Source organism: Hafnia alvei (assembly GCF_900095695.1).
GTDB classification, from domain to species: domain Bacteria; phylum Pseudomonadota; class Gammaproteobacteria; order Enterobacterales; family Enterobacteriaceae; genus Hafnia; species Hafnia alvei_B.
In genome coordinates, this window is record NZ_FMIQ01000006.1 from 181,748 (window position 1) to 206,418 (window position 24,671).

17 protein-coding genes, 3 tRNA genes and 2 pseudogenes are annotated in these 24,671 nt (G+C 47.9%); 14 read left to right on the top strand and 8 right to left on the bottom strand.

Features of this window, described 5'->3' with window-relative positions:
• Positions 1 to 136 precede the first annotated feature (136 nt).
• The 6 genes and pseudogenes from BN1044_RS02345 to BN1044_RS24170 all read left to right on the top strand — a co-directional run bounded on the left by BN1044_RS02345 (position 137) and on the right by BN1044_RS24170 (position 1,663).
• Positions 137 to 212 (top strand) — tRNA-Gly (locus tag BN1044_RS02345).
• 52 nt (positions 213 to 264) lie between these two features.
• Positions 265 to 338: transfer RNA gene (locus tag BN1044_RS02350), tRNA-Cys, on the top strand.
• Positions 339 to 348: 10 nt separating this feature from the next.
• Positions 349 to 435: transfer RNA gene (locus tag BN1044_RS02355), tRNA-Leu, on the top strand.
• A 260-nt stretch (positions 436 to 695) separates the two neighbouring features.
• Complete coding sequence (gene umuD, locus BN1044_RS02365) at positions 696 to 1,073, top strand: translesion error-prone DNA polymerase V autoproteolytic subunit (RefSeq protein WP_432613000.1); 378 nt, start codon at positions 696 to 698, stop codon at positions 1,071 to 1,073.
• Positions 1,052 to 1,424: pseudogene (locus BN1044_RS24165) on the top strand (DNA polymerase V subunit UmuC); the annotation flags it as partial. The gene umuD and the pseudogene BN1044_RS24165, both read left to right, overlap by 22 nt.
• Positions 1,425 to 1,453: 29 nt before the next feature.
• Positions 1,454 to 1,663: a DUF4113 domain-containing protein gene (locus BN1044_RS24170; protein ID WP_254663912.1), complete on the top strand. Its 210-nt coding sequence runs from the start codon at positions 1,454 to 1,456 to the stop codon at positions 1,661 to 1,663.
• Between the two features lie 433 nt (positions 1,664 to 2,096).
• Here BN1044_RS24170 and BN1044_RS02385 read toward each other — a convergent pair whose 3' ends face one another.
• The 3 genes from BN1044_RS02385 to rcnR form a co-directional block, all read right to left on the bottom strand.
• Complete coding sequence (locus tag BN1044_RS02385; RefSeq protein ID WP_072307399.1) at positions 2,097 to 3,251, bottom strand: MFS transporter; 1,155 nt, start codon at positions 3,249 to 3,251, stop codon at positions 2,097 to 2,099.
• A 79-nt stretch (positions 3,252 to 3,330) separates the two neighbouring features.
• The gene (locus BN1044_RS02390) at positions 3,331 to 3,933 is read right to left on the bottom strand and encodes a TetR/AcrR family transcriptional regulator (RefSeq protein WP_072307612.1); all 603 of its coding nucleotides are present in this window, start codon (positions 3,931 to 3,933) and stop codon (positions 3,331 to 3,333) included.
• A 513-nt stretch (positions 3,934 to 4,446) separates the two neighbouring features.
• The gene (gene rcnR, locus BN1044_RS02395; protein WP_072307400.1) at positions 4,447 to 4,719 is read right to left on the bottom strand and encodes a Ni(II)/Co(II)-binding transcriptional repressor RcnR; all 273 of its coding nucleotides are present in this window, start codon (positions 4,717 to 4,719) and stop codon (positions 4,447 to 4,449) included.
• Positions 4,720 to 4,839: 120 nt separating this feature from the next.
• Between rcnR and BN1044_RS02400 the strand changes: the two genes are divergently transcribed.
• The 5 genes and pseudogenes from BN1044_RS02400 (at position 4,840) to brnQ (ending at position 14,257) form a co-directional block, all read left to right on the top strand.
• Entirely contained in the window at positions 4,840 to 5,781 is a 942-nt protein-coding gene (locus BN1044_RS02400) for a nickel/cobalt efflux protein RcnA (protein WP_072307401.1), read from the top strand.
• 521 nt (positions 5,782 to 6,302) lie between these two features.
• Positions 6,303 to 8,525: pseudogene (gene nfrB / locus BN1044_RS02405) on the top strand (cyclic di-3',5'-guanylate-activated glycosyltransferase NfrB).
• Positions 8,525 to 11,497: an NfrA family protein gene (locus tag BN1044_RS02410; RefSeq protein WP_072307613.1), complete on the top strand. Its 2,973-nt coding sequence runs from the start codon at positions 8,525 to 8,527 to the stop codon at positions 11,495 to 11,497. The pseudogene nfrB and the gene BN1044_RS02410 overlap by 1 nt, the downstream one beginning before the upstream one ends.
• Complete coding sequence (locus BN1044_RS02415) at positions 11,497 to 12,396, top strand: DUF4434 domain-containing protein (protein ID WP_072307402.1); 900 nt, start codon at positions 11,497 to 11,499, stop codon at positions 12,394 to 12,396. The genes BN1044_RS02410 and BN1044_RS02415 overlap by 1 nt, the downstream gene beginning before the upstream one ends.
• 571 nt (positions 12,397 to 12,967) lie before the next feature.
• Positions 12,968 to 14,257: a branched-chain amino acid transport system II carrier protein gene (gene brnQ / locus BN1044_RS02420; protein ID WP_072307403.1), complete on the top strand. Its 1,290-nt coding sequence runs from the start codon at positions 12,968 to 12,970 to the stop codon at positions 14,255 to 14,257.
• A 60-nt stretch (positions 14,258 to 14,317) separates the two neighbouring features.
• Here the strand turns inward: brnQ and BN1044_RS02425 are convergent, their stop codons facing one another.
• Positions 14,318 to 15,502 (bottom strand): multidrug efflux MFS transporter, encoded by a 1,185-nt coding sequence (locus tag BN1044_RS02425; protein ID WP_072307404.1) that lies wholly within the window; start codon positions 15,500 to 15,502, stop codon positions 14,318 to 14,320.
• 275 nt (positions 15,503 to 15,777) lie between these two features.
• Between BN1044_RS02425 and BN1044_RS02430 the strand changes: the two genes are divergently transcribed.
• Both BN1044_RS02430 and BN1044_RS02435 read left to right on the top strand, forming a co-directional pair.
• The gene (locus tag BN1044_RS02430; protein WP_072307405.1) at positions 15,778 to 16,350 is read left to right on the top strand and encodes a hydrolase; all 573 of its coding nucleotides are present in this window, start codon (positions 15,778 to 15,780) and stop codon (positions 16,348 to 16,350) included.
• Between the two features lie 73 nt (positions 16,351 to 16,423).
• On the top strand, positions 16,424 to 17,128 hold the full coding sequence (locus tag BN1044_RS02435) for a DUF2461 domain-containing protein (protein ID WP_072307406.1): 705 nt from the start codon (positions 16,424 to 16,426) through the stop codon (positions 17,126 to 17,128).
• 7 nt (positions 17,129 to 17,135) lie between these two features.
• Here the strand turns inward: BN1044_RS02435 and BN1044_RS02440 are convergent, their stop codons facing one another.
• The 3 genes from BN1044_RS02440 to ftsI form a co-directional block, all read right to left on the bottom strand.
• The gene (locus BN1044_RS02440; protein WP_072307407.1) at positions 17,136 to 18,500 is read right to left on the bottom strand and encodes a GGDEF domain-containing protein; all 1,365 of its coding nucleotides are present in this window, start codon (positions 18,498 to 18,500) and stop codon (positions 17,136 to 17,138) included.
• Between the two features lie 503 nt (positions 18,501 to 19,003).
• On the bottom strand, positions 19,004 to 20,611 hold the full coding sequence (locus tag BN1044_RS02445) for a phosphoethanolamine transferase (RefSeq protein ID WP_072307408.1): 1,608 nt from the start codon (positions 20,609 to 20,611) through the stop codon (positions 19,004 to 19,006).
• A gap of 363 nt (positions 20,612 to 20,974) precedes the next feature.
• Positions 20,975 to 22,747: a peptidoglycan glycosyltransferase FtsI gene (gene ftsI, locus BN1044_RS02450; protein WP_072307409.1), complete on the bottom strand. Its 1,773-nt coding sequence runs from the start codon at positions 22,745 to 22,747 to the stop codon at positions 20,975 to 20,977.
• Positions 22,748 to 23,120: 373 nt separating this feature from the next.
• On the opposite strand from ftsI, the gene BN1044_RS02455 reads away from it, so the two are divergent.
• Positions 23,121 to 23,624, top strand: coding sequence for a DUF2501 domain-containing protein (locus BN1044_RS02455; protein WP_072307410.1), 504 nt, complete (start codon positions 23,121 to 23,123; stop codon positions 23,622 to 23,624).
• A gap of 56 nt (positions 23,625 to 23,680) precedes the next feature.
• On the opposite strand, the gene BN1044_RS02460 is transcribed toward BN1044_RS02455, so the two are convergent.
• Positions 23,681 to 24,586 carry an alpha/beta hydrolase gene (locus tag BN1044_RS02460; protein ID WP_072307411.1) on the bottom strand — a complete coding sequence of 302 codons (906 nt, stop codon included), beginning with the start codon at positions 24,584 to 24,586 and terminating at the stop codon, positions 23,681 to 23,683.
• Positions 24,587 to 24,671: the final 85 nt, after the last annotated feature.

Consider the following 24,671-nt stretch of genomic DNA (forward strand, 5'->3'; position numbering starts at 1 on the left):
AAACAGTCGTTGTGAGATAAAAATGATGTTGACGCGGTTCGTGAGATAAGTAGAATGCATCGCATCAGACGGCAACGACGAAAAGCCAGAAGATACAAGCAGCTAAGTTAGTGAAATTTACTAGCTAAAATGCTAAGCGGGAATAGCTCAGTTGGTAGAGCACGACCTTGCCAAGGTCGGGGTCGCGAGTTCGAGTCTCGTTTCCCGCTCCAAATTTAAAAGCTGGCATGAAAGTGCGGGTTTAGTTAGAAAGCTAAAGATTTTGGCGCGTTAACAAAGCGGTTATGTAGCGGATTGCAAATCCGTCTAGTCCGGTTCGACTCCGGAACGCGCCTCCAAATTTCCTTAGCCCGGGTGGTGGAATCGGTAGACACAAGGGATTTAAAATCCCTCGGCTGTAAGGCTGTACGAGTTCAAGTCTCGTCCCGGGTACCAAGGAAATTTACTAGAATAATCAAAGCAATAAAGCAGTGTCGTAGCCGCCGAGAGGCGGTTTTTTTGTGCCCATTTTTCCCCCTTCAGAATTCACTTTCATAATATTATTGATCCCCTACAGCTGGAACTATCGCAATCTTCCTATCATATCTTGCCGTTTGCGATGCATTTTTGTGTCCTGATATAGCCTGCTTGTCATAAAGTGATCCTGACAAGTCTGAAATTCCTTTCGCTTATTGCTTTCACTCTTTGACAATCGCGTGCCGGCAGGTTTTCCGAGTCCTGCTGCTGACTACATTGACAAGCCCATCGATTTAAACGAGCTCTTAATTGCACACCCTGTGGCCACTTACTTCGTCCGTGTGTCAGGTGAACCAATGACAGGGGCGGGTATTTTCGACAGTTCACTGCTGTTGGTAGATTCGAGCATCAGACCCCAGCATAACGACATCATCATTGCGTGCCTTGGCGGTGAGCTCACCGTAAAACGTTATGTCACTCGCCCAAGAACCATGCTTTTAGCAGAGAACCCAGCTTATCTACCTATTGAGCTTTATGAAGGAGAGGATCAGGAGACGTTTGGTGTGGTTAAGTTTGCGATTAATGAGGCTCGGCGATGTTTGCCCTTGTTGATGTGAACAGCTTCTATGCCAGCTGTGAGGCAGCGTTTCGCCCCGATCTGAATGGTAAGCCAATTGTTGTGCTTTCAAATAATGATGGCTGCGTCATTGCGCGTTCTGCTGAAGCGAAAAAACTTGGAATAAAAATGGGTGAGCCTTACTTCAAGCAAAAACAATTGATTGAGCAGTATAGCGTGCATGTTTTTAGCAGCAACTATGCTCTCTATGGTGATATGAGCCAGAGAGTGATGAGGTTGCTTGATGCAATGGCTCCGCGTGTTGAAAGTGTATTCGATTGATGAGGCGTTCATGGATCTCTGTGGTGTGAGCCATTGCCGTAATCTTGAAGGTTTCGGGCGTGAAGTCCGTGAATAGCGTCTTCACGTTACGATAAAGGCGTGTCGCAGCTTAATCTGTTTGATGAGTTGGGGCCAAAGCCCAACAGCGAGGCGCTGATGAAGGTCCTTGATGAGATAAACAATAAGGGTAGGGGCAAGATTTGGTTTGCAGGTCAAGGGATCATGAAGGGCTGGCAGATGAAACGAAACATGCTTTCGCCAGCCTACACCACGCGGTTTTCAGAGTCGCCCATAGCGTTTGCTAAGTAAGTGCCTAGTCCTGCATCAGGTTTAGTCCGCTAAGAGCGAAAAGCTGTCCTTTGTCATGAGGTGGTGAAATTTGCCTCATGGTCAGGATATAAGAATATTGCCCTCAGCCTATGTCTGCTTGAAATGATGGATTCCAGTAGGCGAAGGCGGCTTTCACTGAGATGAACTGCGAGTAATTCTGCCGCTTTCTTAGCGCCCTTCGAGCGAAGCGTATAAAATATTTCGCAATGATCTTCCCTAGCAGGATTCGACCAAACTCCCGGTATTGTAAGCATCAAACATGGCTATCAGCAGGGCAAAATCCAGATGGATTACGACCCCGGCACGCAGAGCCTACTCGATGATAAAGGCCCGTTAGTTTTGAATAAATTTAACGGCTAAATCGACGCCCCGTGATTTTTTATAATCAGGGCATTTTTATCTTCAGAACCTATTAACTCCAACCTTGTTTACTGCGACGGATATAAGGTAATACGGATAATAAAGCCAGAACTGCTAATACCATTCCAATCCATAAAGCTGAACGTAAACCGAATCCTGATGAAATTGCCATCCCACCTAAATAAGAACCGGCACCTAATCCAATATTGATAACGGAAGTATGAACGGCATTGACCATTGGACCTGGATGCGCCACGCTGACAATTCTTGCCATCATTGCCGGATTCATTGGCACGCCTGATAAACCGATGAGTATGACAGCCAGAATAGCAATAACCTGATATTGAACAAATAGTGCCATGCCGAGCAAAGAAATACTCAATATTGTTAAGCCGACAACCATAACAGCTAAACTATGGCGATATGCAAGACGTCCCGTTACCATATTTCCGATGATATTGGCTAGCCCATAAAGCATCAGAATGAAGGGAACAGTCTGCATTGTAAACTCACTGACATCAGTCAGCACGGGAACAAAATAACTGAATGCCGCAAAGCTTGCGCCTAAAATTAAACAGCTGGTCGTACAGGCTTTCCAGTAGGCTTTATTTTTAAATGCCTTTATCTCTTCGGCCATTTTAATAGCACTGCCGCCTGTCATTTGCGGTAATAAGCGTACTAAGACCAACAAACATATCAATACCAAGACTGCGACCAACCCAAAGCTCATTTTCCAGCCCCAGTATTGGTCAATGATTGTCGCGATAGGTACACCAAAGACATTGGATACCATAAAGCCTGCGATCACTATTGATGCTGCCCTTGGGCGATTTTCTACAGACACAAGGGCCATACTTGTCGCTAGTGAGAGGCTTAAACAACCCGCGCACAAAATACCCGTAACGATTCGAATGGCAACTAACACATTGTAATCAGAGACAAAGACACTTAACCCCTGCACGATAACATAGAGTCCTAGCATCCATAATAACGTTGCCCGGTATGGGGCTTTAAATTTAAGAAAAGCGTAAGTTAATACTGGGCCACCTAGCATCACACCGAATGCATAATACGAAATCAAATGCCCAACTTCACCGACAGTAACGCCAAACGCTTCAGATAGCGTGGTCATCATACCCGCCACCATTAACTCTGCTGTGCCTAATGAAAAAATGGCTAACCCTAAAATATATACAACTAATGGCATGTTTTTTTATTTCCCTACTGTATTGGAATGATCGTTACAATAATGAATACAAGTAATTAATGAACGTTTGCGCTTAAATTTATAAATTGATTAACAGACCAGCGACGACATCTTCGAGGATTTTTCTATCTGAAATGTTTTTGTTCAGTACACGTAAACCGTAATAGCCTGCCATAAAGCCTCTCGCCATTTCGACGGCTGATGCTTTATTGTTTAGTTCACCGCTTCGTTGACCTTCGATAAAAACGGCGACCAACGTTTGTTCTAAATGCTGACGATATTCATTATTCAGACTGGCAACGGCTTCATCTTTACTGCCCATCTCCAGCGCTGAAAATAAGACCATGGCATCATGCTGCTCTGGCTGAGAAAGATCTTCGGCAATACCCCAAAGCAGAAGGGTATGTAACCGCTCTTTTACCCGGCCAGATTGTGTGAGTATTGATAACTGTGCTGACATAGTTTGTTCATGGCTGCGTAGCAACGCTTGCTCGTACAGAGCTTGCTTGCTACCAAAGGCATTATATAAGCTTCCCCGCCCTAATCCTGTACCATCGCATAAATCTTGCGCAGAGGTACCCGCATAGCCATTGGCGCTGAAAACAGCAACGGCAGCATCAATGACATCCTGATCTTCGAACTTACGTGGACGACCTGGAAAGGTTGGTTTTTCAGCACTCATAGGGATGGGGGGACTTGAAATGAGTTGAGGCGGCATAGTATTGATTATGGAACGATCAGTCAAATAATTTTCATAAAAAAATCAGCGGTGATGCGCAGACAAATTTTCTTATGAATTGCCATGCGTTTCTGTAGAGGAACGTGTGGATTTTATCCTTTCCAGGATAGTACGTTGATAAAATGGCAACTACGCGTAATGGTTAATCATCATATCTGAATCTGCCGCGTTCTAGTGAACATACAACTTCCGCTCTTGGCACAGGGCTGACCTAAAGGTTCACTTTTTCTCAGAGCGATGAACCTCTAATGTGAAGAGAGTAGCAGCTGATGCTGCTCTACATGACTTTTTAAGGAATATATCTGATGGCACTTTGGTTACAGATCGCTGCATCAATATAAACAATCGCTATCTTGATCGTCTTCATCAGCTCTTATGCGCAGGGATTCGAGCGTTATATCTAATGCTGAAGGGGGCGCTTTCCTAGAACGAAGGCTCTCTTTACGTGATCTCAGCTTATTTGATATAGGAATCCAGTACCTTTAACACAACGTCGAGATCTTCTTCGCGCTGTGCGACGTTGTCCTGATGCACAATATGTTCAGTCAGATGACCTTTAATGACCTCTCGCATTAATCCATTCACCGCACCACGAATAGCGGCAATCTGCTGTAATACCGCAGAGCATTCATGGGGCTCATCGAGCATTTTATTGAGTGCTGCAACTTGCCCTTGAAGCTTGCTGGTGCGGGCTTTCAGCTTTTTTTTATCTCTAATCGTATGTGACACAGCAACACCTTCATAACATTCTCAGGTATGCAATATAGCACTTCATTTATACTGGGGGGTAGTATTTGATACTGGGGGGGAGTATGCTTTTTTGCACCCATAATAGTAAGAATTATTATCATGAACGATTTTGCGTCAGTGTTTCAGCAAGGTAATGCGTGGTTTTTTATCCCTAGCGCGATCCTTTTGGGGGCGTTACACGGATTAGAGCCTGGTCATTCAAAAACGATGATGGCTGCATTCATTATTGCCATTAAAGGCACGGTTCGGCAGGCAGTGATGCTCGGGCTCGCGGCGACGTTCTCTCATACCACCATTGTTTGGTTGATAGCATTTGGTGGGATGTATGTGAGTCAGAAGTTTACCGCCCAGTCCGTTGAACCTTGGCTTCAGTTGATCTCAGCGATGATCATTTTAACCACCGCTGTTTGGATGTTTTGGCGAACGTGGAGAGGTGAAAAAAATTGGTTGGCGGATATGGAGTCTGACGATCATCATGACCACGACCACGACCACGACCACGACCACGACCACGACCACGACCACGACCACGACCACGACCACGACCACGACCACGACCACGACCACGACCACGACCACGACCACGACCACGACCACGACCACGACCACGACCACGATCACGTACATCAATTTGATGGTTTGCTGCAAGGGAGCAAAGAGTACCAAGACGCTCACGCTCTGGCACATGCCAATGATATCAAAAAACGGTTCACAAATAGCACCGTGACTAATGGACAAATTCTGCTGTTCGGCCTGACGGGAGGGCTAATCCCATGTCCTGCGGCTATTACCGTACTTCTCATCTGCATCCAACTCAAAGCGCTGACGCTGGGTGCCACTATGGTTGTCTGTTTCAGTATTGGCCTTGCACTGACATTAGTTGCTGTTGGCGTTGGCGCCGCGGTGGGGGTGAAGCAGGCACAAAAAAGATGGCATGGATTTAACATGCTCGCGCAAAAAGCGCCTTACTTATCTAGCGCTCTTATTGGTTTAGTTGGGGTATACATGGCAATACATGGGGGTTTGGCGATCCTAAAATAATCTTCAGATGTCCACTTTGAAGATTGCATTGAGTCCATAATTTTTTATCAAGCCCTGATGCAAGTTAGGGCTTTCATCTGTTGGAAATCCACTCACCGTCATACCGTTTTTTATCTCTTTCACAGAGATTAAGTCGTTGTGTTGTATAAAGAAATTAATAACTGTGGAAAATTCCTAAATTTACTTCATTGATATTTTATAGTAGTTTGCACCTCGATATATAGCGGGTAATCGAGACACTGCTATGTGTAGCCCACATCTTTTCCTCCAAATTATCCATCTATGTTACAGCGACGGAACGACTATGCGCTGTGCAACCAACAGCGTGTAGGTGGCAATCTTGGGGCTCGCTGCATAGTGCCCGCCATCTGGCTGTTTTTTATACCTGAGATTTGCGGCTCCTATAAGTTTTACCCTCTGGTTGGGCAAAGTGAAAAAAATCTCCTATAGATCAACGATACGCCCACGTCACCTGCTCAGTTGCGGCTCTGCACCACTTTGAAATCACTTTGGGGTTTTTAATGGATTGGATGGTTGATGCATTTACCACATATCTTTATGGCATAAAGATTATTGCGATAACCTTAGCAATACTGATGCTTATCAGCGGTATTGATGATCTTTTCATCGATATTGTTTACTGGGCAAGGCGCATTTGGCGCAGTCTAACGACCTACAAAAAGCATAAACACTTAAGCCACAAAGAGCTGTATAAGCCTGACGAAAAACCGCTGGCGATCATGGTTCCTGCCTGGAACGAAACCGGCGTCATAGGCAATATGGCAGAGCTAGCCGCGACGACGCTAGATTATGAAAACTATCATATTTTTGTTGGCACCTACCCAAATGACCCAGACACCCAGCGTGATGTCGACGAGGTTTGTGCCTGATTTCCCAATATTCATAAAGTTGTCTGTGCACGACCGGGCCCAACCAGCAAAGCCGACTGTCTGAACAACGTACTCGATGCGATCCTTCAGTTTGAGCAGAGTGCCAATTTTAAGTTTTCAGGGTTTATCCTGCACGATGCTGAAGATGTGATTTCGCCGATGGAGCTGAGATTGTTCAACTATCTGGTTGAACGCAAAGATTTAATTCAAATCCCTGTTTATCCATTTGAACGCCCTTGGACAAGCTTTACCAGCCTGACCTACCTTGATGAATTTGCTGAACAGCACGGCAAAGATGTACCGGTACGTGAAGTTATCGCGGGGCAGGTACCGAGCGCTGGCGTAGGGACCTGTTTTAGCCGTCGAGCGGTGATGGCGTTGTTAGCCGATGGTGATGGTATTGCTTTTGATGTGCAAAGTTTGACCGAAGACTATGACATTGGTTTTCGTTTAAAAGAGAAAGGGATGAAGGAGATTTTTGTTCGCTTCCCGGTATTGCCAGACGGGGTTAAGCCGCATTCAACGCCGTTCGGCCAGCGAGCCAGATCGGCCAATGTTATTTGCGTGCGTGAATATTTCCCCGATACCTACTCAACCGCGGTCAGACAAAAATCACGTTGGATTATTGGTATCGTCTTTCAAGGGTTCAAAACTCATCATTGGAGCAGCAGCCCGATGATGAATTATTTCCTCTGGCGCGACAGAAAAGGGGCTATCAATAATTTCCTGAGCTTCTTCGCTATGCTGGTAATGATTCAACTGACCTTGCTGGCACTCTACCAACGATTTTGGCCCGATGCGTGGCGCTTTTTATCGATTTTTACCGGCGACACATGGTTGTTCACGCTGCTGTGGATCAACTTTGGTCTTATGGTAAATCGTATGTTCCAGCGAGTCGTTTTCGTGACGGTTTATTATGGACTGCGACAAGGCTTGATGTCGATTTTGCGCTTGTTCTGGGGCAATCTGATCAACTTTATGGCGAACTGGCGTGCGTTAAGGCAGGTGATTCAGCATGGCGATCCACGGCGAGTGGCTTGGGACAAAACCACCCATGATTTTCCTAGCGTGGGTCAGAACCGCGCATTGCGTTTGTTAGGTTCGATTCTGATTGAGCAAGGTGCAGTCACGCAGGAACAGCTCGAAGATGCGTTGGTCAACCGTATTCCAGGTTTAAAACTGGGCAATACGTTGGTACATCGCGGCATCATCACGCCAATGCAGCTGGCTCAAGCCTTAGCAGTACAAAATGATGTTACGGCAGAATCTATTGATGAACGCAAAATAGATCCGGCGCTGATCGAAAAAGTGCCTGCCTCTGTCGCTTTGCACTATGCGGCGCTGCCGATACGCGAAGAGAATGAGAAAATGATCTTCGCTTGCGAAAGTGCGATAGACCCTGTTTCGTTGGCGGCGCTGGCGCGCAAAGTTGGAAAGCGGGTCAGCTACGTTATTGCGCCGAGCGGGCAGGTGGTGGTGGGGCTGCGTCATTGGTATGCGCGTCTTCGAGGAAAGGATCACTACGCCATGCTTGAAAGAGCGGTGGCTGAGAAGTGGCTTACTCAGGAGCAAAGCGAGTCAATCTGGTCGAACTTTGTTTCGCGCCAATTGCTGTTTGCGGAAATCTTGGCATCGCTTGGGAGCATTGATGGTGCTTCGCTTAAGGCATTGTTGCTTCGACACGAGCGTAGCATTTTGCCACTTGGCGAGTTTTTAGTGACCGAAAATGTGGTGAGCCAAGCAACGCTGAATCGCGCCCTCGAAATACAAAAAGAACTACAGCCAACGCTCGCGTCATTGCTGGCGCAGGCGGGATTAAGTCAGGAACAAATTCAGATGCTGGAGGCCGCATGATTAAGCGTTGTCACCTCAGCGTGCTCATCGGCTCAGTTTTGATGAGCACGGTGGCTTTTGCGGCGCCGGAACCGGGAAGTTCAGAGGATCTCGGTATTAGTGACCGCCAATACTTCATGGTTTACCCGCATCTGGAAAAAGCGATGCGGGCGCTCAAAGAACAGCGTGAAAATGTGGCTATCAGTGAATTTGAACGAGCCCACAGGCAAGCACCGGAAAGTGCGCGTTTAGCCCTTTATCTCTCTGAAGCTTATCGCCACTTTGGGCATGATAAGCAGGCGAAAGCGGTATTAGATCGGCAGTTGAAAAGAACCCCAAGCAGTGCGCAAGGTTATATCGAATTAAAAGCGGCGCTCGAGGCGGTTCCGGGAAAAACGTGGACTATCAATACGCTGGCAGATTTAAAACGCTATCAAGCTGATTGCGACAGCGATCCTACGAGTTACTGTCGCAGCGATGTTGGGCAGCATGCACTGCGTCTGGGTCAGTTTGATATCGCTAAAGTGCAGCTTAACGATGCTAAATTCAACGCCACGCCGGAAGGACATACGCTGGCGGATGCCATTATGCAAAGGGCGATCTTCCTGAAAAAATGGGATGACGTTGACGACAGCTTCGAGCGACTACGCACGCAGGGTAAGCTGACATACGAACAGTCAAATCAGTGGTTTGGTATTTTACTGGCACAGCATAGCGACGACAGACTCGTCGCGCTGCAAGGGATCAACGTGATGAACGCGCCCTTGCAGCAGCTACATTATGCTCAGTCGCTGGCGCTGCGTAATGAAAATGCTCGCCTTAGTACCTATCTTCAAACGCGAACGCCGCGTTTTGTACAACAGGATCAGGAACGCGGTTGGCTCTATTTACTGGCAAAATATAGTCAGGATCCAAGTGAGGCGTTAGCCAGCTACCCCACTGACTTTGCTGAAAACCAAACCTATATCGCGCAAACGCTAATCCCGGATCGCATTGCACAGCACGATCTTGCGGGGGCCAAACGCCTACTGGCGGGATATTCCCGCGATCAGCTGTTAGAGCAGCGGTTGCAATTGAGCGAAGCGGAAAACGATACTGCGCAAATAGTGCAGCTTGCACGACAGATGTATCAGCGATCGCCGCAGGATCTCACATTACTCGATCGGCTTAGCTATCAGCTGGTTCAGACCGGGCAGAAGGCAGAGGCTAGCCGCTTGTTACTGGTGCGCTATCCATATCAAAACGCGGGCGCAACGGGACAAAACCTGACTGGCCGCTTAATGCTTCTGCTAAAAGAGGATCCCCGTTTGCTGACGGCAAAAGACATCGAACGATTGTCGGTGCCGTTGCCAACGCCACAGCAGCGAATGCAGCAAGCATCGGTATTCAACACTGAGGAACAGTGCCCGATTGTGCGTCGTTTGCTGGGCGATATGTCGCCAGAATATGGTGCTACGGCATGGTATCAATTAGCTAACTGCTATCACACTGATTCGCCGGGGCTCGCTCTGTTCGCGTATCAGCAGGCCGATCGGCGTCAACCGAATACCTTCAGCAAGCGCTCGCTCGCCTACCAAGCCTATGCGGTTCAAGATTTCCAAGCCGCTACACGCGCATGGTCTGCGGTTCCGGTGGCTGATATGAGCGCGAACGACACGATGGCGGCGGCAAATAGTGCGCTGGCTGCCCACGATATTCGTGCGTTAACGGGGTGGCTTCGCGAAGCGAAGAAGCATCAGCAAGATAAAACGGCGGAATATTGGTGGCTGCATTCTCATAGCCAAAACGCTCCATCCGGCGCTCTGGCTGACTTGAATCGTTCCATTGAAATTAAACCGATGGCATCAGCGTTGGCCGACCGTGCGGCGCTGTATCGCCAACAAGGTCAGCTTAATCTAGCGTTGGCTGATTTGCGTCAGGCGATCGCCTTAGAGCCTGATAATACGGCCAACCATGCGGCGTTGGGTTATGCCTTATGGGATGCGGATCAAATTGCGCTATCTCGCGATGAGCTGAAACTGGCGGAACAAAATACGCCAGACGATCCTGCTTTGATTCAACAGTTGGCCTATGTAAATCAACGTTTAGATGACATTCCACAGGCGCAAAGCTATACCGAACGCGTGGTGGATGATATCGATCGAGCCTATGCGCCGCAGGGATTGAGCGAGCAGGATAACGAGCGTCGATTCAATTTCCGCCGCATGCATGAAGACACTGGGCGTCGCTGGACATTTAGCGTTGATACATCGATGGGGCTGTCGGGTAAGAATAGCATTCCAAACAGCAGTGTATTAGGCAGTTCGGCCCAGCCGTATGCCGCGCGCAGAAGTTACGGGCAGATGGAGGCGGAATACCGCATCGGACACAACCAAATTGTGGATGGTGATTTGCTATCTGTTTACAGTCGCGTGTTTGCCGGTAGCGGAAACGAAGGTAACTTCTTACCCACTAAGGCACCGATGATGGGGCTTGGCGTTCGCTGGAAACCGCTGCGCGAGCAGGTGTTTTATTTAGCGGCAGAACAGCAAATTCCGCTGGATAGACATGAAAGCGAAGCGGATATGCTACTGCGCGCCAGCGCATCCTTCCTTAACGGCGGCAAGTATAGCGATGAATGGCATCCTAATGGGAACGGTTGGATCGCGCAAAACCTCTATCTGGATGCGGCTCACTACGTCAAACAGGATAGCCAAAGTTACACCGCTGATTATCGACTGAGCTGGCATCAGAAAATCCCTAATATTCCAAGTGCGCAAACTGTGGAACCCTATGGGCATCTGCAATATAACGCCACTCAGAACGGTGCATATTCTGATGCTAAACTCGGTGGCGTTGGCGTGCGCTGGAATATGTGGTCAGGCGAAAATCATTATGATGCCTACCCGCACAAAATCAGCGTTGGTATTGAATTCCAACATTTATTTAGTGGGAAGAACCAAATCGTGGAATCTAAAAATGGCGCCTTTGTGACCTTTGGAGGACGCTGGTAATGACAATAATCTCTCGCTGGTGCGTCTTATTACTCTTGCTGATAGCACCTTGGGCGCACGCGATGAACGCCATAATTTATCAGCCGCAGCTTAGAGATATGAGCGCGGATAAATCCCAGTGGCGAACGCTGATGGACACATTACGCGATGCGGGTTTCGATACCTTAGTGCTGCAGTGGAGCGAATATGGCAGCGCCTTTAGCCAAGGGGAAGAGCAGCAGTGGCTGATGGATCGCGCACGCGTTGCGCACGACCGCGGATTGCATATCGTGGTGGGTCTGCATGCTGACCCCGAGTTTTTCACCCGCCAAAACCAACCCGTGAAGGCATTAGGCAATTACCTAAACCGCCAGCGCACACAGGATGTTGCCGTTGCTCAGCGCTGGATAGATAAGTTTGGTAGCGCAAATATTGCGGGTTGGTATCTGACGCCTGAGCTGGATGATTTACGCTGGCGTGATGAAACAAGTCGTTCGGTGGCCGTGAAATGGCTGACTGAAACTAAGCAATCGTTGCTGGCTGTCGCCGATAAACCGGTGAGCATCAGTAGCTTTTTTGCCGGTAATATGACGCCAGACACTTACCGCGATACGGTGGCTGATTTTGCGGCGACTGGGGTGAAGATCTGGGTTCAGGATGGCGCGGGTGTGGATAAACTCAGCCAACGCGAACGTTCACTGTATTTAAATACCACGGTAGGATGCGAGAAAACATCGCCAGCGGCGGGTGAGGTTTTTGAAATCTTCCGCCAAATCAAAGGCGATAAAGCCTTTCATGCACAGCCGGCATCGGCGCAAGAAATTAGCTCGGTGTTGCGCCAAACCTCAGCCTGTGGAAAAGATAAGCTGATATTCTCGCTGCGCTATTTACCCGCGGCTGTGGGCATTTTGGCTTATTAAGTTCATGATGTGTTGGCACTTTGCGGATGATTTGCAGGGTGCCAGCATTTTAAAGAAATTTATAGCGTGTAAGCGATAGCTGATGCCGCAGCAGTAAACCCCTCCGAACCTATTTACCATTCTCTTTTCGCTAACGCTGAAACATTCACATCAGATTAGATGCCAAAATAATGATGTAGAGCGCCAGCATCACAACAGTGGTTCCTGCGACAAGATACCGATCTTGGCGTTTGCTATCAGATTTGTTTTGGTTAGGCATATCGGGTCTCAAAAGGTCAATGAGTTGGCTAAGTCTAGGTCAAACTGCCGGAACAGGCCGATTATGGGTATGACAGACCGTGAGGTGACGAACCTTAACATAGGTTTATTTTTCAACTCAATGTTGATTTTTCAACTTCCCGTTGATAATTTGAATCCAACACATCACCGGGCAGCGATGTGATAAATTATGTATATATCAGGCTGATATTTCGGCTTGAATCATTTCTGATTACTTTAGATGAGTGCGCATGCCGCGTGGTCGGTAAGGTTTTGCTCAGAGAACACCCAGACACAAAGCGGCTTATAACCTATGAATGTTAGACAAACTATAACACTTGGATTTATGACTTTTGCGCTCTTCGTCGGCGCAGGAAACATCATCTTTCCCCCCTTTATTGGCCTAAGAGCCGGTGAGAATTTTTGGTATGCCACCGGGGGATTTTTAATTACCGGCGTGGGTTTACCGGTGCTGGCGCTGATTGCGATGGCGCGTAACAACGGTTCATTGGTGGAATTGACTAAGCCGGCAGGTAAGCTGTTTGGTCTGATCCTTTCACTGATTTGTTATCTGGCGCTGGGGCCGCTGTTTGGCGCACCGCGAACCGCCACCGTTTCTTATGAAATCGGTATTAATCCGCTGTTTTCAGGCCATGTGCCACTCAGCGTATTTAGTCTATTGTTCTTTATTGCCGTGGTTCTATGCTCGCTGAACCCGCTAAAGCTGATTGATATTGTGGGCAAGTTTCTTTCGCCGATCAAAGTGGCTTCGCTTGGCGCTTTGGGGTTGTACGCATTCTGGCGTCCGGCAGGCAACGAACTGTTCACGTTTCCCGAATATGTAGAGAATCCGCTCTCCAGCGGCATGATTAACGGCTATCTCACCATGGATACGCTGGCCGCACTGGTGTTTAGTATTATTATCGTGAATGCCATTAAGTCACATGGCGTTGACTCATCACAGCGGATCACGCGCTACATGGTTATCACTGGGTTGATTGCCGCAGCAGGGCTGACCTATGTTTACGTCAGCCTGTTCTATTTAGGTGCCTATAGTCTGCCGCTGGCGCGTTCAGCCACTAACGGCGCTGATGTTTTACATGCCTTCATCGTGAATGGGTTCGGCTATCAAGGCAGCGTATTTTTGGCCTTTATCATTACCGTTGCCTGCTTGGTGACGGCGATTGGCCTAACCAGCGCCTGTGCTTCCTATTTCAGTCAGATAACGGGTAAATCCTACAAGATGTTCGTGGTGATTTTGGCCGCCGCCTCTATGCTGCTGTCTAATCTTGGGCTGACCGAAATTATTCACTTCTCTTTGCCCGCGTTAACCTCGGTCTATCCGCCATTCATTGTGCTGGTGATATATGGCGCGCTGGCTAGACCGGGCGATCATTCTGTCGCCCTGTGCATGCCTGCAACGCTGGTTGCGTTCGTCATCGGGATTTTACAAAGCGTGGTTCCAGCCGAAGAGCTGCCTTGGGTGGCCGGAAACCTTCCATTCTATAAAGAGGGTATGGCGTGGATTATTCCAACTATCGTGGTCTTTATGCTCAGCGCGGTATGTGCGAAATATAAGAAGCCGGTACCGGTTGAGAATTAAATACCAACAGATATTACGGCAACATGGCGTTGTGTTGCCGTAATGCGGAATCGTCAGTCCTCAACGTATTTTTTTGAACGCATGACGAATTTGCAGCATGTTGATCAGCACCAGCACGGCGGTAAAGACAAAGACCCAGCGGAAGCCCAGCACCGCGGAAACGCTGGAGCCAAGCATTGGGCCGATCACGTTGCCTAAGTACATGAACGACTGGTTATAGCCGAAAATACGCCCCGTCACGCGATCGCTTGAGTATTTCAGCAACAAAGTTTGCACCGCCGGCATCAAGGCTCCATCGGCAAAGCCCAGCATAAAGCGCAGCATCCCCAGCTGTAGCGGCGATCTCACCCAGGCCATCATGGCAAAGAGCACTACGGTGAATCCCAGCGCAAAGATCAAAATACGGCCGGTACCGATTCTGTCGCCCAACCCGCCTAATCGCGGTGCAGATATCAGCGCCGCAATGCCGGGAACCGCGGCAATCATTCCGCTGACAAAGGCGATATTATTGGTGTCTGCGGCGAGTTGGCGGATGAATAACGTCAGAATAGGACTGATCGAGGCATTCGCTAATTGGATCATCAGCGTGGTGACAAACAGAGCGATGATGAGCGTTGGATAGGGCAGAGAGCGAAAAACCTCTTTCCCGCTGAGCTGATCTTCTTTACGAACCACCACACGGCGTTCTTTGATTAAGAACAGCGTCACCAAAAAGCTCACGAACATCATGGTCGCGGTGGAGAAAAATACCGTGCGTAACCCCAGATGGTCGGCCATCAGGCCACCTAATAGAGGGCCGGCGATCACGCCGCAGATTTGTCCGGTCGACAGTGTGCCTAGCGCCCAACCGCTTTTTTCCCGAGGCACCTGAGAGGCCACCAGCGCCATCGCATTGGGTATATAGCCAGAGGTCAGCCCCATTAGCGCACGCAGCGCAAACAGCTGCCATACGTTGGTCGCCAAGCCTTGCAATGCGATCACCACGCCCATGCCCAATGAGGCGCGTAGCAGCATCAGTTTGCGCCCCTTGCGGTCGGCTAAACTTCCCCATAGCGGAGCGACCAGTGCCGATACCATAAAGGTGGCGCTAAATACTAAACCTGACCACAGGCTCAGCGATTCGTGATTGTGAACCCCAAGCTGTTCAACGTACAGCGGCAGGAAGGGTAAGATTTGGCTCATGGCTAAGCCAGTAAAAAAGCAGCCAAACCACACCGAGATGAGGTTTATTTTCCAAGATTCCATGACGTCTCAATATGCGGGGGAGAAGGCTAAATGAAAAGATTGTCGATGTAATAATATCACTGGTAATGACGTGCCTGTTACACAAAAAAAGTAAAAAGAAATGACGTTTTATTTTCAATTCATTGAATCAACGAGTTTTTATCACATTTACTAACACTTTCTCGCTGCGTGGGAGGTTTTATTTACACCTTGAGTATCGCCTAACGCCTAAACTAGTGCCGTACTTAAGGTCAAATTTAGCGTGATAATTTATTCAAAGAATAACGGGAGTTTATATGCTGACATTGAATGCCGCTGAAACCGCGCTGGTGCTTATCGATCTTCAAGAAGGGATTTTGCCTTTTGCTGGCGGCCCTCATTCAGCCAGTGACGTAGTGGCCCGCTCGGCGCGGCTGGCGGAACGTTTCCGTGAACTGAATGCGCCGGTGATTTTGGTGCGCGTTGGTTGGAATGAGTCATTTGACGAAGCGCTTAAACAGCCGGTTGATGCACCATCGCCAGCCCACGCGCTGCCGGAGAATTGGTGGAACTTCCCTGAAGCGCTTAATGCGCAGCCGGAAGACATCGAGGTGATTAAGCATCAGTGGGGCGCATTTTACGGCACCGATTTGGATCTCCAACTGCGCCGCCGTGGCATCCGCAATATTGTCTTAGCAGGGATTTCCACCAATATTGGCGTAGAATCTACCGCGAGAAATGCTTGGGAACATGGTTATGCTTTGGTGATAGCCGAAGACGCCTGTAGCGCTTTTGATGATATCCAACACCAACACAGCTTTAAGTATATTTTCCCGCGTATTGCACGGGTATCTGACAGTGAAAAAATCATTGCAGCCATGAAGCCTTAATTCTATAACGGCTGTTATTGAGAGCCATTTCCACAGGCGAGATGCCTGTGGAAAGATAAGCAGGGAATAGGGTGTGAAAGAGACAAAATTCAACGGTTTTACCCAACAGGGATTAAATTTTTTACAGCAGGTACGTATCGAGAATAGTAAGGATTGGTTTGAAGAACACCGTCCGATTTATGAGCAACATGTTCTGACACCGTTCCGCGCTTTAGTCGATGAACTCGCGAAACCCATGCTAAAAATCGATCCACTGTTTGAAACGCGTCCAGCGATTGGCAAAACGCTTTCTCGTATTCATCGCGATACCCGTTTTTCACATGATAAATCGCGCTACCGCAGCCGGATGTGGCTGACGTTTAAACGCCATTCCAAAGAATGGACCGATGCACCGGTGTTTTTCTTCGAAATCAGCCCCGACATGCTGCGCTATGGGCTGGGCTATTACTCGGCGTCGAAGGGAACTATGGATCGTTTTCGTCATTTGGCGCTGCGCCAACCCGCAGAGTTTGCCGCGGCTCGAGCCTGTTGCAAAGCGCCCTTTGAGCTGGTGGGCGATATGTACAAGCGCCCACTCATAAAAGACCAAGCCCCTGAAATTGCTGACTGGTACAACCGCAAAACGTTTGCGGTGATGGCAACAGATCATCACGTTGAGCAGCTCTTCACGCCTGAACTGGCCACCATGCTGGCAAAAAAACTGACGAAGTTAGCACCGTTGTATCAGTTTTTGATGAAGGTAGAGGCACTAAAACAGGTTCCTCTCGAGGATCTATAATTGCGGGTTAGAGTTGTTCGCTCATCTGCTGAGTGAATTCGCCTTCGCTAATTGTTTTAGACTGATTGCGCCCCTGCTTTTTGGCTAGATAAAGCATTTTATCGGCAAGGTTCATGGTGCCGCTGATGTCGAGGGCGGTTTGGCTGGGATCAACCAAGACCGCGCCAATGCTCATGCTGACGTAGTGATCCCCCTCTGGGTTTCCAACATGGGGGATCTTTAATTCTGCAATGGCCAAACGTACGCGTTCACAAAGCTGTGCTAACTGCTGCTTGTCCGTTGACGGAATAAACATTGCAAACTCTTCGCCACCCATGCGTGCCACCAGATTTCCATCAAGATTGCCTGACAGATCCAGTGCGTGGCCTATTTTCGCTAAACAACGGTCACCGGCTAAATGCCCGTAGCGATCGTTATATTTTTTGAATTTATCCACATCTAACATGATCAGACCAATGTGCTGGCCGGAGGCTCTATTTTCTTCCCAAAGCGCAGGTGTATTTTGCGCAAAGTAACGGCGGTTATGTAACCCAGTCAGATCGTCGGTAATGGATTGACGATAATGGCGACGATTATTCTCATCAATCAGCTTGTAGTCGTCCATCATGCGCAGCAACACAATCATCAACATAGCCAGTTTTAATAGCATGATCATGATCTTCCACGTATACCAACCGACGGTGTAGCGGGCTTGCCACGATAGGCTAAAGGCGTCATCCAGAACCAGCAGGAACAATGTGAAAAGAAAACACTGTTCGATAAGCCCTTTGTTTTTTAATTTAAACCACAAAAAGATCAGACAAAGAAAATTCACCAAACCAGAGATATAAATTAATCCCGATCTAATCGTGAGTTCACAGTGAAAGTGATTACACTTCTCTGTGAGCAGTGGAATAAAATGAGAGACTAATGGCCCAATGAACGAGGCGACGAGACAACCTAATAATACAAACACCACCGTGCGCCTGAGGCTGAGTGATTTGGGTAAAGAAATCAGAATCGCAGCGCAAATTGAGGCGCTCATTTCTAACAAGAACCATAACCAAACTGAGTTGCTATCATAATCAAACGTAGCACCCACGGCTAAAGCTGTCGGATAATCCGCAATAATGAAGGCTGCTAATATTGCAGATGCTAAATATGCACCGCCGATTGCGTAGGTTTGTCGATTATTGAAAGCCCGAGAGTGACTAAACGCAATGGTGGTAATAATGATATCGCACAGCACACAAACGGCTAAAAAAACCGGCATAAAGTAAAAATTCACAGGCGCACTTTCACTGCGATAGCTACCAGCGAAAATAAACACCGCCAGAGTGAAAAAAATGAGAAGCGGTGTATGAAGTCGCTTAGGGGCTAACTTCAAAAACATATCCATTACTCCATCAGTGCAATGTGTTTACAATATATCAATGCTTAATGACTTTATTTTAACATTGTAATTTTAAGTGAGCGTCTTGCTCTTGGTTTTGTACTCGCCCTAATTATTAGGCACCCAGAGATTTAATAAATAAATCATATGAAACGATATCTTAATTTTTTTGATGAGAGAAATTTGCTGGGTTAAGAACGCTATTCTCGGCGCTAGTTTAGCTTATCTGAAGAGGTGTAAGAAATAATTCTCAATAGGAATTTTCTGAGCTGAATTTGATGAAACTGTAAAAATAACGCTACATTGAGTGCCGCCTGCGTGACGTAAATATTATAAATAATCTGAGTTAATATAGTTATTCGCTTAGACAGAAGGGGGAGAAATATCTCTCTGCTCAGTGGGAAATAACTATAATGAGTGAGTATTAGTGACAAATAAGATGATATAAAAAAGCTCTACAGCGCAATTAACAATGTAGGGCTTATTAAATTCAATCAGATGAATTATTTATGCATGGTTGCCGGTGTTGCTTTAGGCGTAAAAGGATCGTTGCCCAAAGAACTATAAGGCACCTGCTTTAAGGCAAAATTCATTACCGTTGGCGAAGGGCGTTTTTGGTTGGAAATAAACTGATATTTAGCCGCAATTTCTTGGCTTTTAATTCCCGTCCATTTCGAGAACAGCAGCAAAAAATCTTCGGCTGAGCGGCGTGCTTTTATCGCCCGATGACGCGTGTCATCTGAAGATAGCATCATTAACGGCACCTGATAGTTTTGCTGGTATTTATCATCATGAGATAGAAACTCGTTGCTGGTGCCTTTCTCATGGAATGCTAAGCCATGATCGGAGAAATAGATCATCGAGAAGTTTTGTCCGCTGCTCTTTAGCTGGTTATAAAGCTGGCTGAGAAAGCTGTCCGTTTGCGTAATGCTGTAGAGATAGCATGAGGTCTCTTTTGAGTGCACGAAAGTCTCATAGCGGTCACCGGTACGATCGCAGGCCTTCGGATGTGAACCGATCAGGTGATATACCACCAGTTTTGGCCCCTCGGTAGTTGCCTGTAAAGCATCATCGGTAAAGCGAAGCAGATCGAAGTCAGACGTGGCTTTACCATCTTCAAAATCACCTTTCTTCAAGAAACGCACATCGTCTGCGCGCTTGGCAACGCTGGCTACCACGGTGTCATAGCGGCCAATCTGCCCCTGATTGGAAAACCAATAGGTGTGAAACCCCGCTGATTTGGCCAACGTAATAATGCTGTTTTGGTACTCAGGTTTTCCGTCACGAACCAGATTCAGCGTTTGGCCGAGTGATTTTTGCGTAGAAGGTGCTGCTGAAAGATAGTCGTTAAAGAATACGCCGGGCACTTGGCTTGCGAACGGCGTGTTGGCCCACTTGCCGCCAAAACTGCCGTGCGCGTCACGGCGGGCACTTTCGCCAATCACCAGCACATATACCTGACGATTTGCTTTCACGCTATCTACGTGCCAGGTCGCCGGTACAGAGGATAACTCTTTCATGCGAGCCATTTCGGCTTCGACTTCTTTTTTCCCATGCGATACGTCTTCAACAAAACGTACTACCGGATAGCCAGTATCACTGAGTTTAAATTCGCCACCGGCTCTCAGGTTTGTCACCGGCGCGAGCAGCAATGCCCCTACGAAAGAAAATAAGAACAATGATTTAGCCATTGTCCAACGGCGTATTTGCGGCGTTTTTCTGCGCAAGATGAAGATACCGAGGATCATAATAAAGACGGCAATCAGATAGTCCCAATAGGGGAAAATCTGCATCATCTCACCGGCTTCCTCTGGGTTCGTTGAGTAAAGCGAAAGGATCGAGTTAAAGTTTGGCGGGCCGAAAACGCGGCCAAACGGATAGTAAAATGCGGCGGTTAAGGTACAGACAAACAGCACCGCTTTTTGCAGACGTGGTAAGTAGCTGCCGAGCAGCAGGAAGAAACAGCCGAGGCCAACGGCGTAAATAACGCTAAATTCGTAGCCGAGGCCCAGATTAATCAGCGCTGCGAGCACAAAATAGAGCAGGGTATAAGGACTCAGTAATTCACGAGCCTTATTTTTTGGCTCAAAAGGATTTGATGTAAAGTTCATTTTTATTATCTGAAAGGGTGCAGAGCACCAAAGTTAACCGCGGGATACATCTCCACTCGCATGTTGACGGTCACTGTCATCATTGTCTCTGGTGTGTCATGGGGGAGTTTCCATTTTACTTTTTGCGCTATGCCTAATCTCATGGGGCAAAGCTGCAAGAAGATATGCCGAGCGGGCGCGAATAGCAACAGAAACTGCGGGTTCTTAGTGTGATTTAGGAAGCAAATTTTCTAGTACAGAGAATTGCAGAAATTTAGTCGGTGTTTACAGCGAAAAGTTAGAGAGCTCAGAGGGTTAACAGAACAAAAAACCATACTCACCGGATGATACCAACGCGGTTGATATCATCCGGGATGCGTAGTTTTAGGCACCTTTGTGAACGATGTTGGTGCTTTGTATATTATGTGTCAGCGTTTGGTTGTTTAAATTGATGGATTGCTGATCAGTTAAGGCGTCAGGAGGAATATTCATGTGGCGCAAAACGTCGCCCATGATCTGACCGAACACCGGACCGGCTACCGAGCCACCGAAGTGTTTACCCGCATTTGGATGGTTGACCATCACCACCAACGCAACGCGAGGATCGCTAGCGGGTGCCACACCTGCGGTGTAGTTGACGTAGCCGCCGTCGTATTTACCGGTGTCGCCCATCTTCTCGGCAGTACCGGTTTTGATGGCAAGACGGTATCCAGGCACGGCAGCAGTCACGCCGCTACCACCGGGTAGGGCATCACTTTCCATCATATGAACCACGGTACGCACGGTTTTTTCATCCATGACCCGCGTCCCTAATACCGGCGGCGTGACTTTAGTGATAGATACCGGACGGAAAACGCCGAAAGAGCCAATGGTGGCATATTCACGCGCCATCTGGAGCGGTGTAACGCGTAGACCATAGCCAAATGAGAAGGTCGCACGTTCAATGTCTGACCAGCGTTCGCGGTGTAGCGGGAAATAGCCGCTGCTTTCACCGCCGATGCCTAGACCGGTGGAAACCCCCAAGCCGAAGCTATGATAAAGATTAACGAGCACGTCAGACGGCATCGCCAGCGCAATATGTGACACGCCAATGTCGCTCGATTTTTGCAAAATGCCGGTAATGGTTAAGCGCGACCAGTGGCCGACGTCTTTAATCAAGTGCCCATTGACGGGATAAGGCGTTGTGTCGATAACCGAATCAGGGCGGATCAAATGACGCTCTAAGCCCGCCATGACCACCAGCGGTTTTACCGTTGAGCCCGGCTCGAAGCTGTCAGAAATCGCCACGTTGCGCATATCTTTCTGCGGAACGCCCTGATAGTTATTTGGGTTGTAGGAGGGATAGCTCGCCATCCCCAAAATTTCACCAGTGTTAACGTCCACCAGTACCGCTGCGCCGGAATCGGCTTTATTGAGCAACACACCTTCACGCAGGTGGGAATAAAGCGCGTACTGTAAATAGCGATCGATGCTCAAACTGAGCGTGGGTGCCTGCTGTGCAGGATCGTCTTCCATCAGGCTCACTACGTTGCCGTAGCGATCTTTGCGGTACACACGGTGCCCTGGTTTACCTTGCAACAGGTTATTGAACCCGCTTTCGATACCATCCAAACCCTGTTGATCCATACCGACGATACCAATCAGGTTAGAGGCGGCGTCGCTCATTGGATAATAACGGCTAGAATCGGCTGGGGTAGAAATACCGTAGATGTGCAGTTTATTCACATATTCAGCGATATTTGACTCAACTTGACGGCCAAGATAAAGAAAATGGCGATGGGCATTTTCTAATATCTTCTCTTTAATATCTCTTTCAGGGATAGAAAGGGCCGTGCTGAGATAAGGCCACTGTGTGCTCGTTAAGTTAGGATCGCGCTCCAATATATGGATAGGGTCAGCAATGATATCGTTTGATGCCACGCTAACGGCCAGCGGCTGGCCTTCACGGTCGGTTATTGTGCCACGCAACGGCTGAGTAATGAGCGAGCGCAACGAACGCTGATCGGCTTCTTTTTCCAACAGGGGATGGTTCATCAACTGTAGATAGCCCACTCTGCCAAGTAGCAGAACAAGAAAAACGACGATACCAATACAGATGAGAACAAATCGTCCTTGAAAATAATTGCCACGTGAATTCGATGGGCTTTTTTTGCGCATAGTTGTGCCAGTAAAAAAATAATAAAAGCGGGATGCTGGAATGCGCTAACTATAAAAGAGACAGGATGGAAAGGCAGGAAAATGAAACATTTATTCGCACTTCAATCATCATTGAAATAAATGAAACAATTAAAAATATTATGATTAAAAATACCTCACCCTGTGGCAAAGCCGCATGAGGCCTGAACACAACGCCCTTCGTCGAGACGGCCAGAAAATAAATAAGATGGGTGATGAGAATTGTCTGGTGCATTGTACTGATAATGAACCATAGATACAGATTATTCTTTAATGGGTGGATTATATTAAACAAATATTGATCTCTCTAATAGGCAACCCTATTATCCGTCTCACTAAGAGAATGAGGTTAAATATGAACCAAAAATTAAAACAACTGAGCCGTGCTGCGCTGATTTTAGCTGGTGTTATGGGTATGAACGCAGCTCATGCAGATCTCATGGGCTCACTGAAAAGCGCAAGCGAACAGCTTTCGTCTACCAGTTCCAATACTTCAACTAGCGCAAACAGCCCTTCGTTGCTGGGCGGTGCGTTGGGTTCATTGATGGGAGGAAACTCTCAGGCACTACAATCTACCAGCAGTGCAAACATTGGTGGTGTGCTGAGCTACTGCGTAAAGAACAACGTGCTGGCGGCTGGTAACCAAAAGATCGAATCTGTTAAAGACTCGTTGTTGAGTAAATTAGGCACTCAAACAGAGAGCCAGTCTTACCAGAATGGTTTGAACGGTATTTTGGATCTGCAGGGTAAAGATGATGTTAATCTGAACAACTTAGGCTCTATGACGGCCGACATGAAGGCAAAAATTAAGACCAAAGTGTGCGGCATGGTATTGGATCAGGCGAAAAAAATCGTTTAATAACCGTAGATGATCCCCGTTTTGCAGGGAGTTGGCATAAGTTGCCACTCCCTTTTTTATTGCAGCCGATCGCGGCAGAAATCACCAATTTCGGCAATTGCCAAGCGTGACTCTTTCATGCGAGGTACCAGATATTGCCAAACATGCCACATCCCCTGCCAGCGAGAGAAGCGTATGTCAGCCCCGGCGATTTCAGCTTTTTGGGCGAAACGCTCGGCATCGCTATATAAAATCTCCTCACTTCCAACCTGAATCAATAGCGGCGGCAGCGATTTCAAATCTCCAAATAGTGGAGAAACACTCGGATCGGTTAGCGATGCAACACCGCTGTAGGCTTTTACACAGCGCTCGGCTTGATGGAGATGATGCGCAAAAAAAGGATCGCGCGTCAGACGTGTTTTCACGGACTCTCCGCTCATCGAAAGGTCGACCCAAGGGCTCAACACCGCAATGCCTACTGGGAGTGGAAGCGCTGAATCTGATTTTATTCGCAGCGTTAGCGCCAAGGCTAATCCACCACCGGCGGAATCACCCATCACGAAAATGCGTTTGGGATTAATTTCAGGCTGATTCAGCAGCCAGCGATAAACGGTTTCTGCATCATTGAGTGCGGCCGGATAGGGCGATTCTGGCGCTAAGCGATAATCGACCAGCAATAATGGAATTTTGGCGGCATCGGCGATAAATGATGCCATCGCTCTGTGGCTGGAACATGAGCCCATGTGATAGGCGCCACCGTGTAAATAGAGGATAGCAGCATCAGCGTGGGCGTTGGTTGGGGTAAGCCATTCAGCATAAATGCCGGATGGCTCAACGCTTTTAAGATGCGTCCCCTGAGCGAGAGGGAGACGCTCCCCTAACTCATCCATTTGTTTGCGCATGGTAGCCACGTCATCTAGATCGGCCTGAGCAAAATGACGCTTAATGGCATACTTAAACAGATGGCTTTTAAAACTACGCATGTGAATTCCTTTTCTGTCTTGAACATCCGAGTTCGGCCAAATGAAAGCGGTTCAAGACTTATGATTATGCCAATGAGAAAAACAA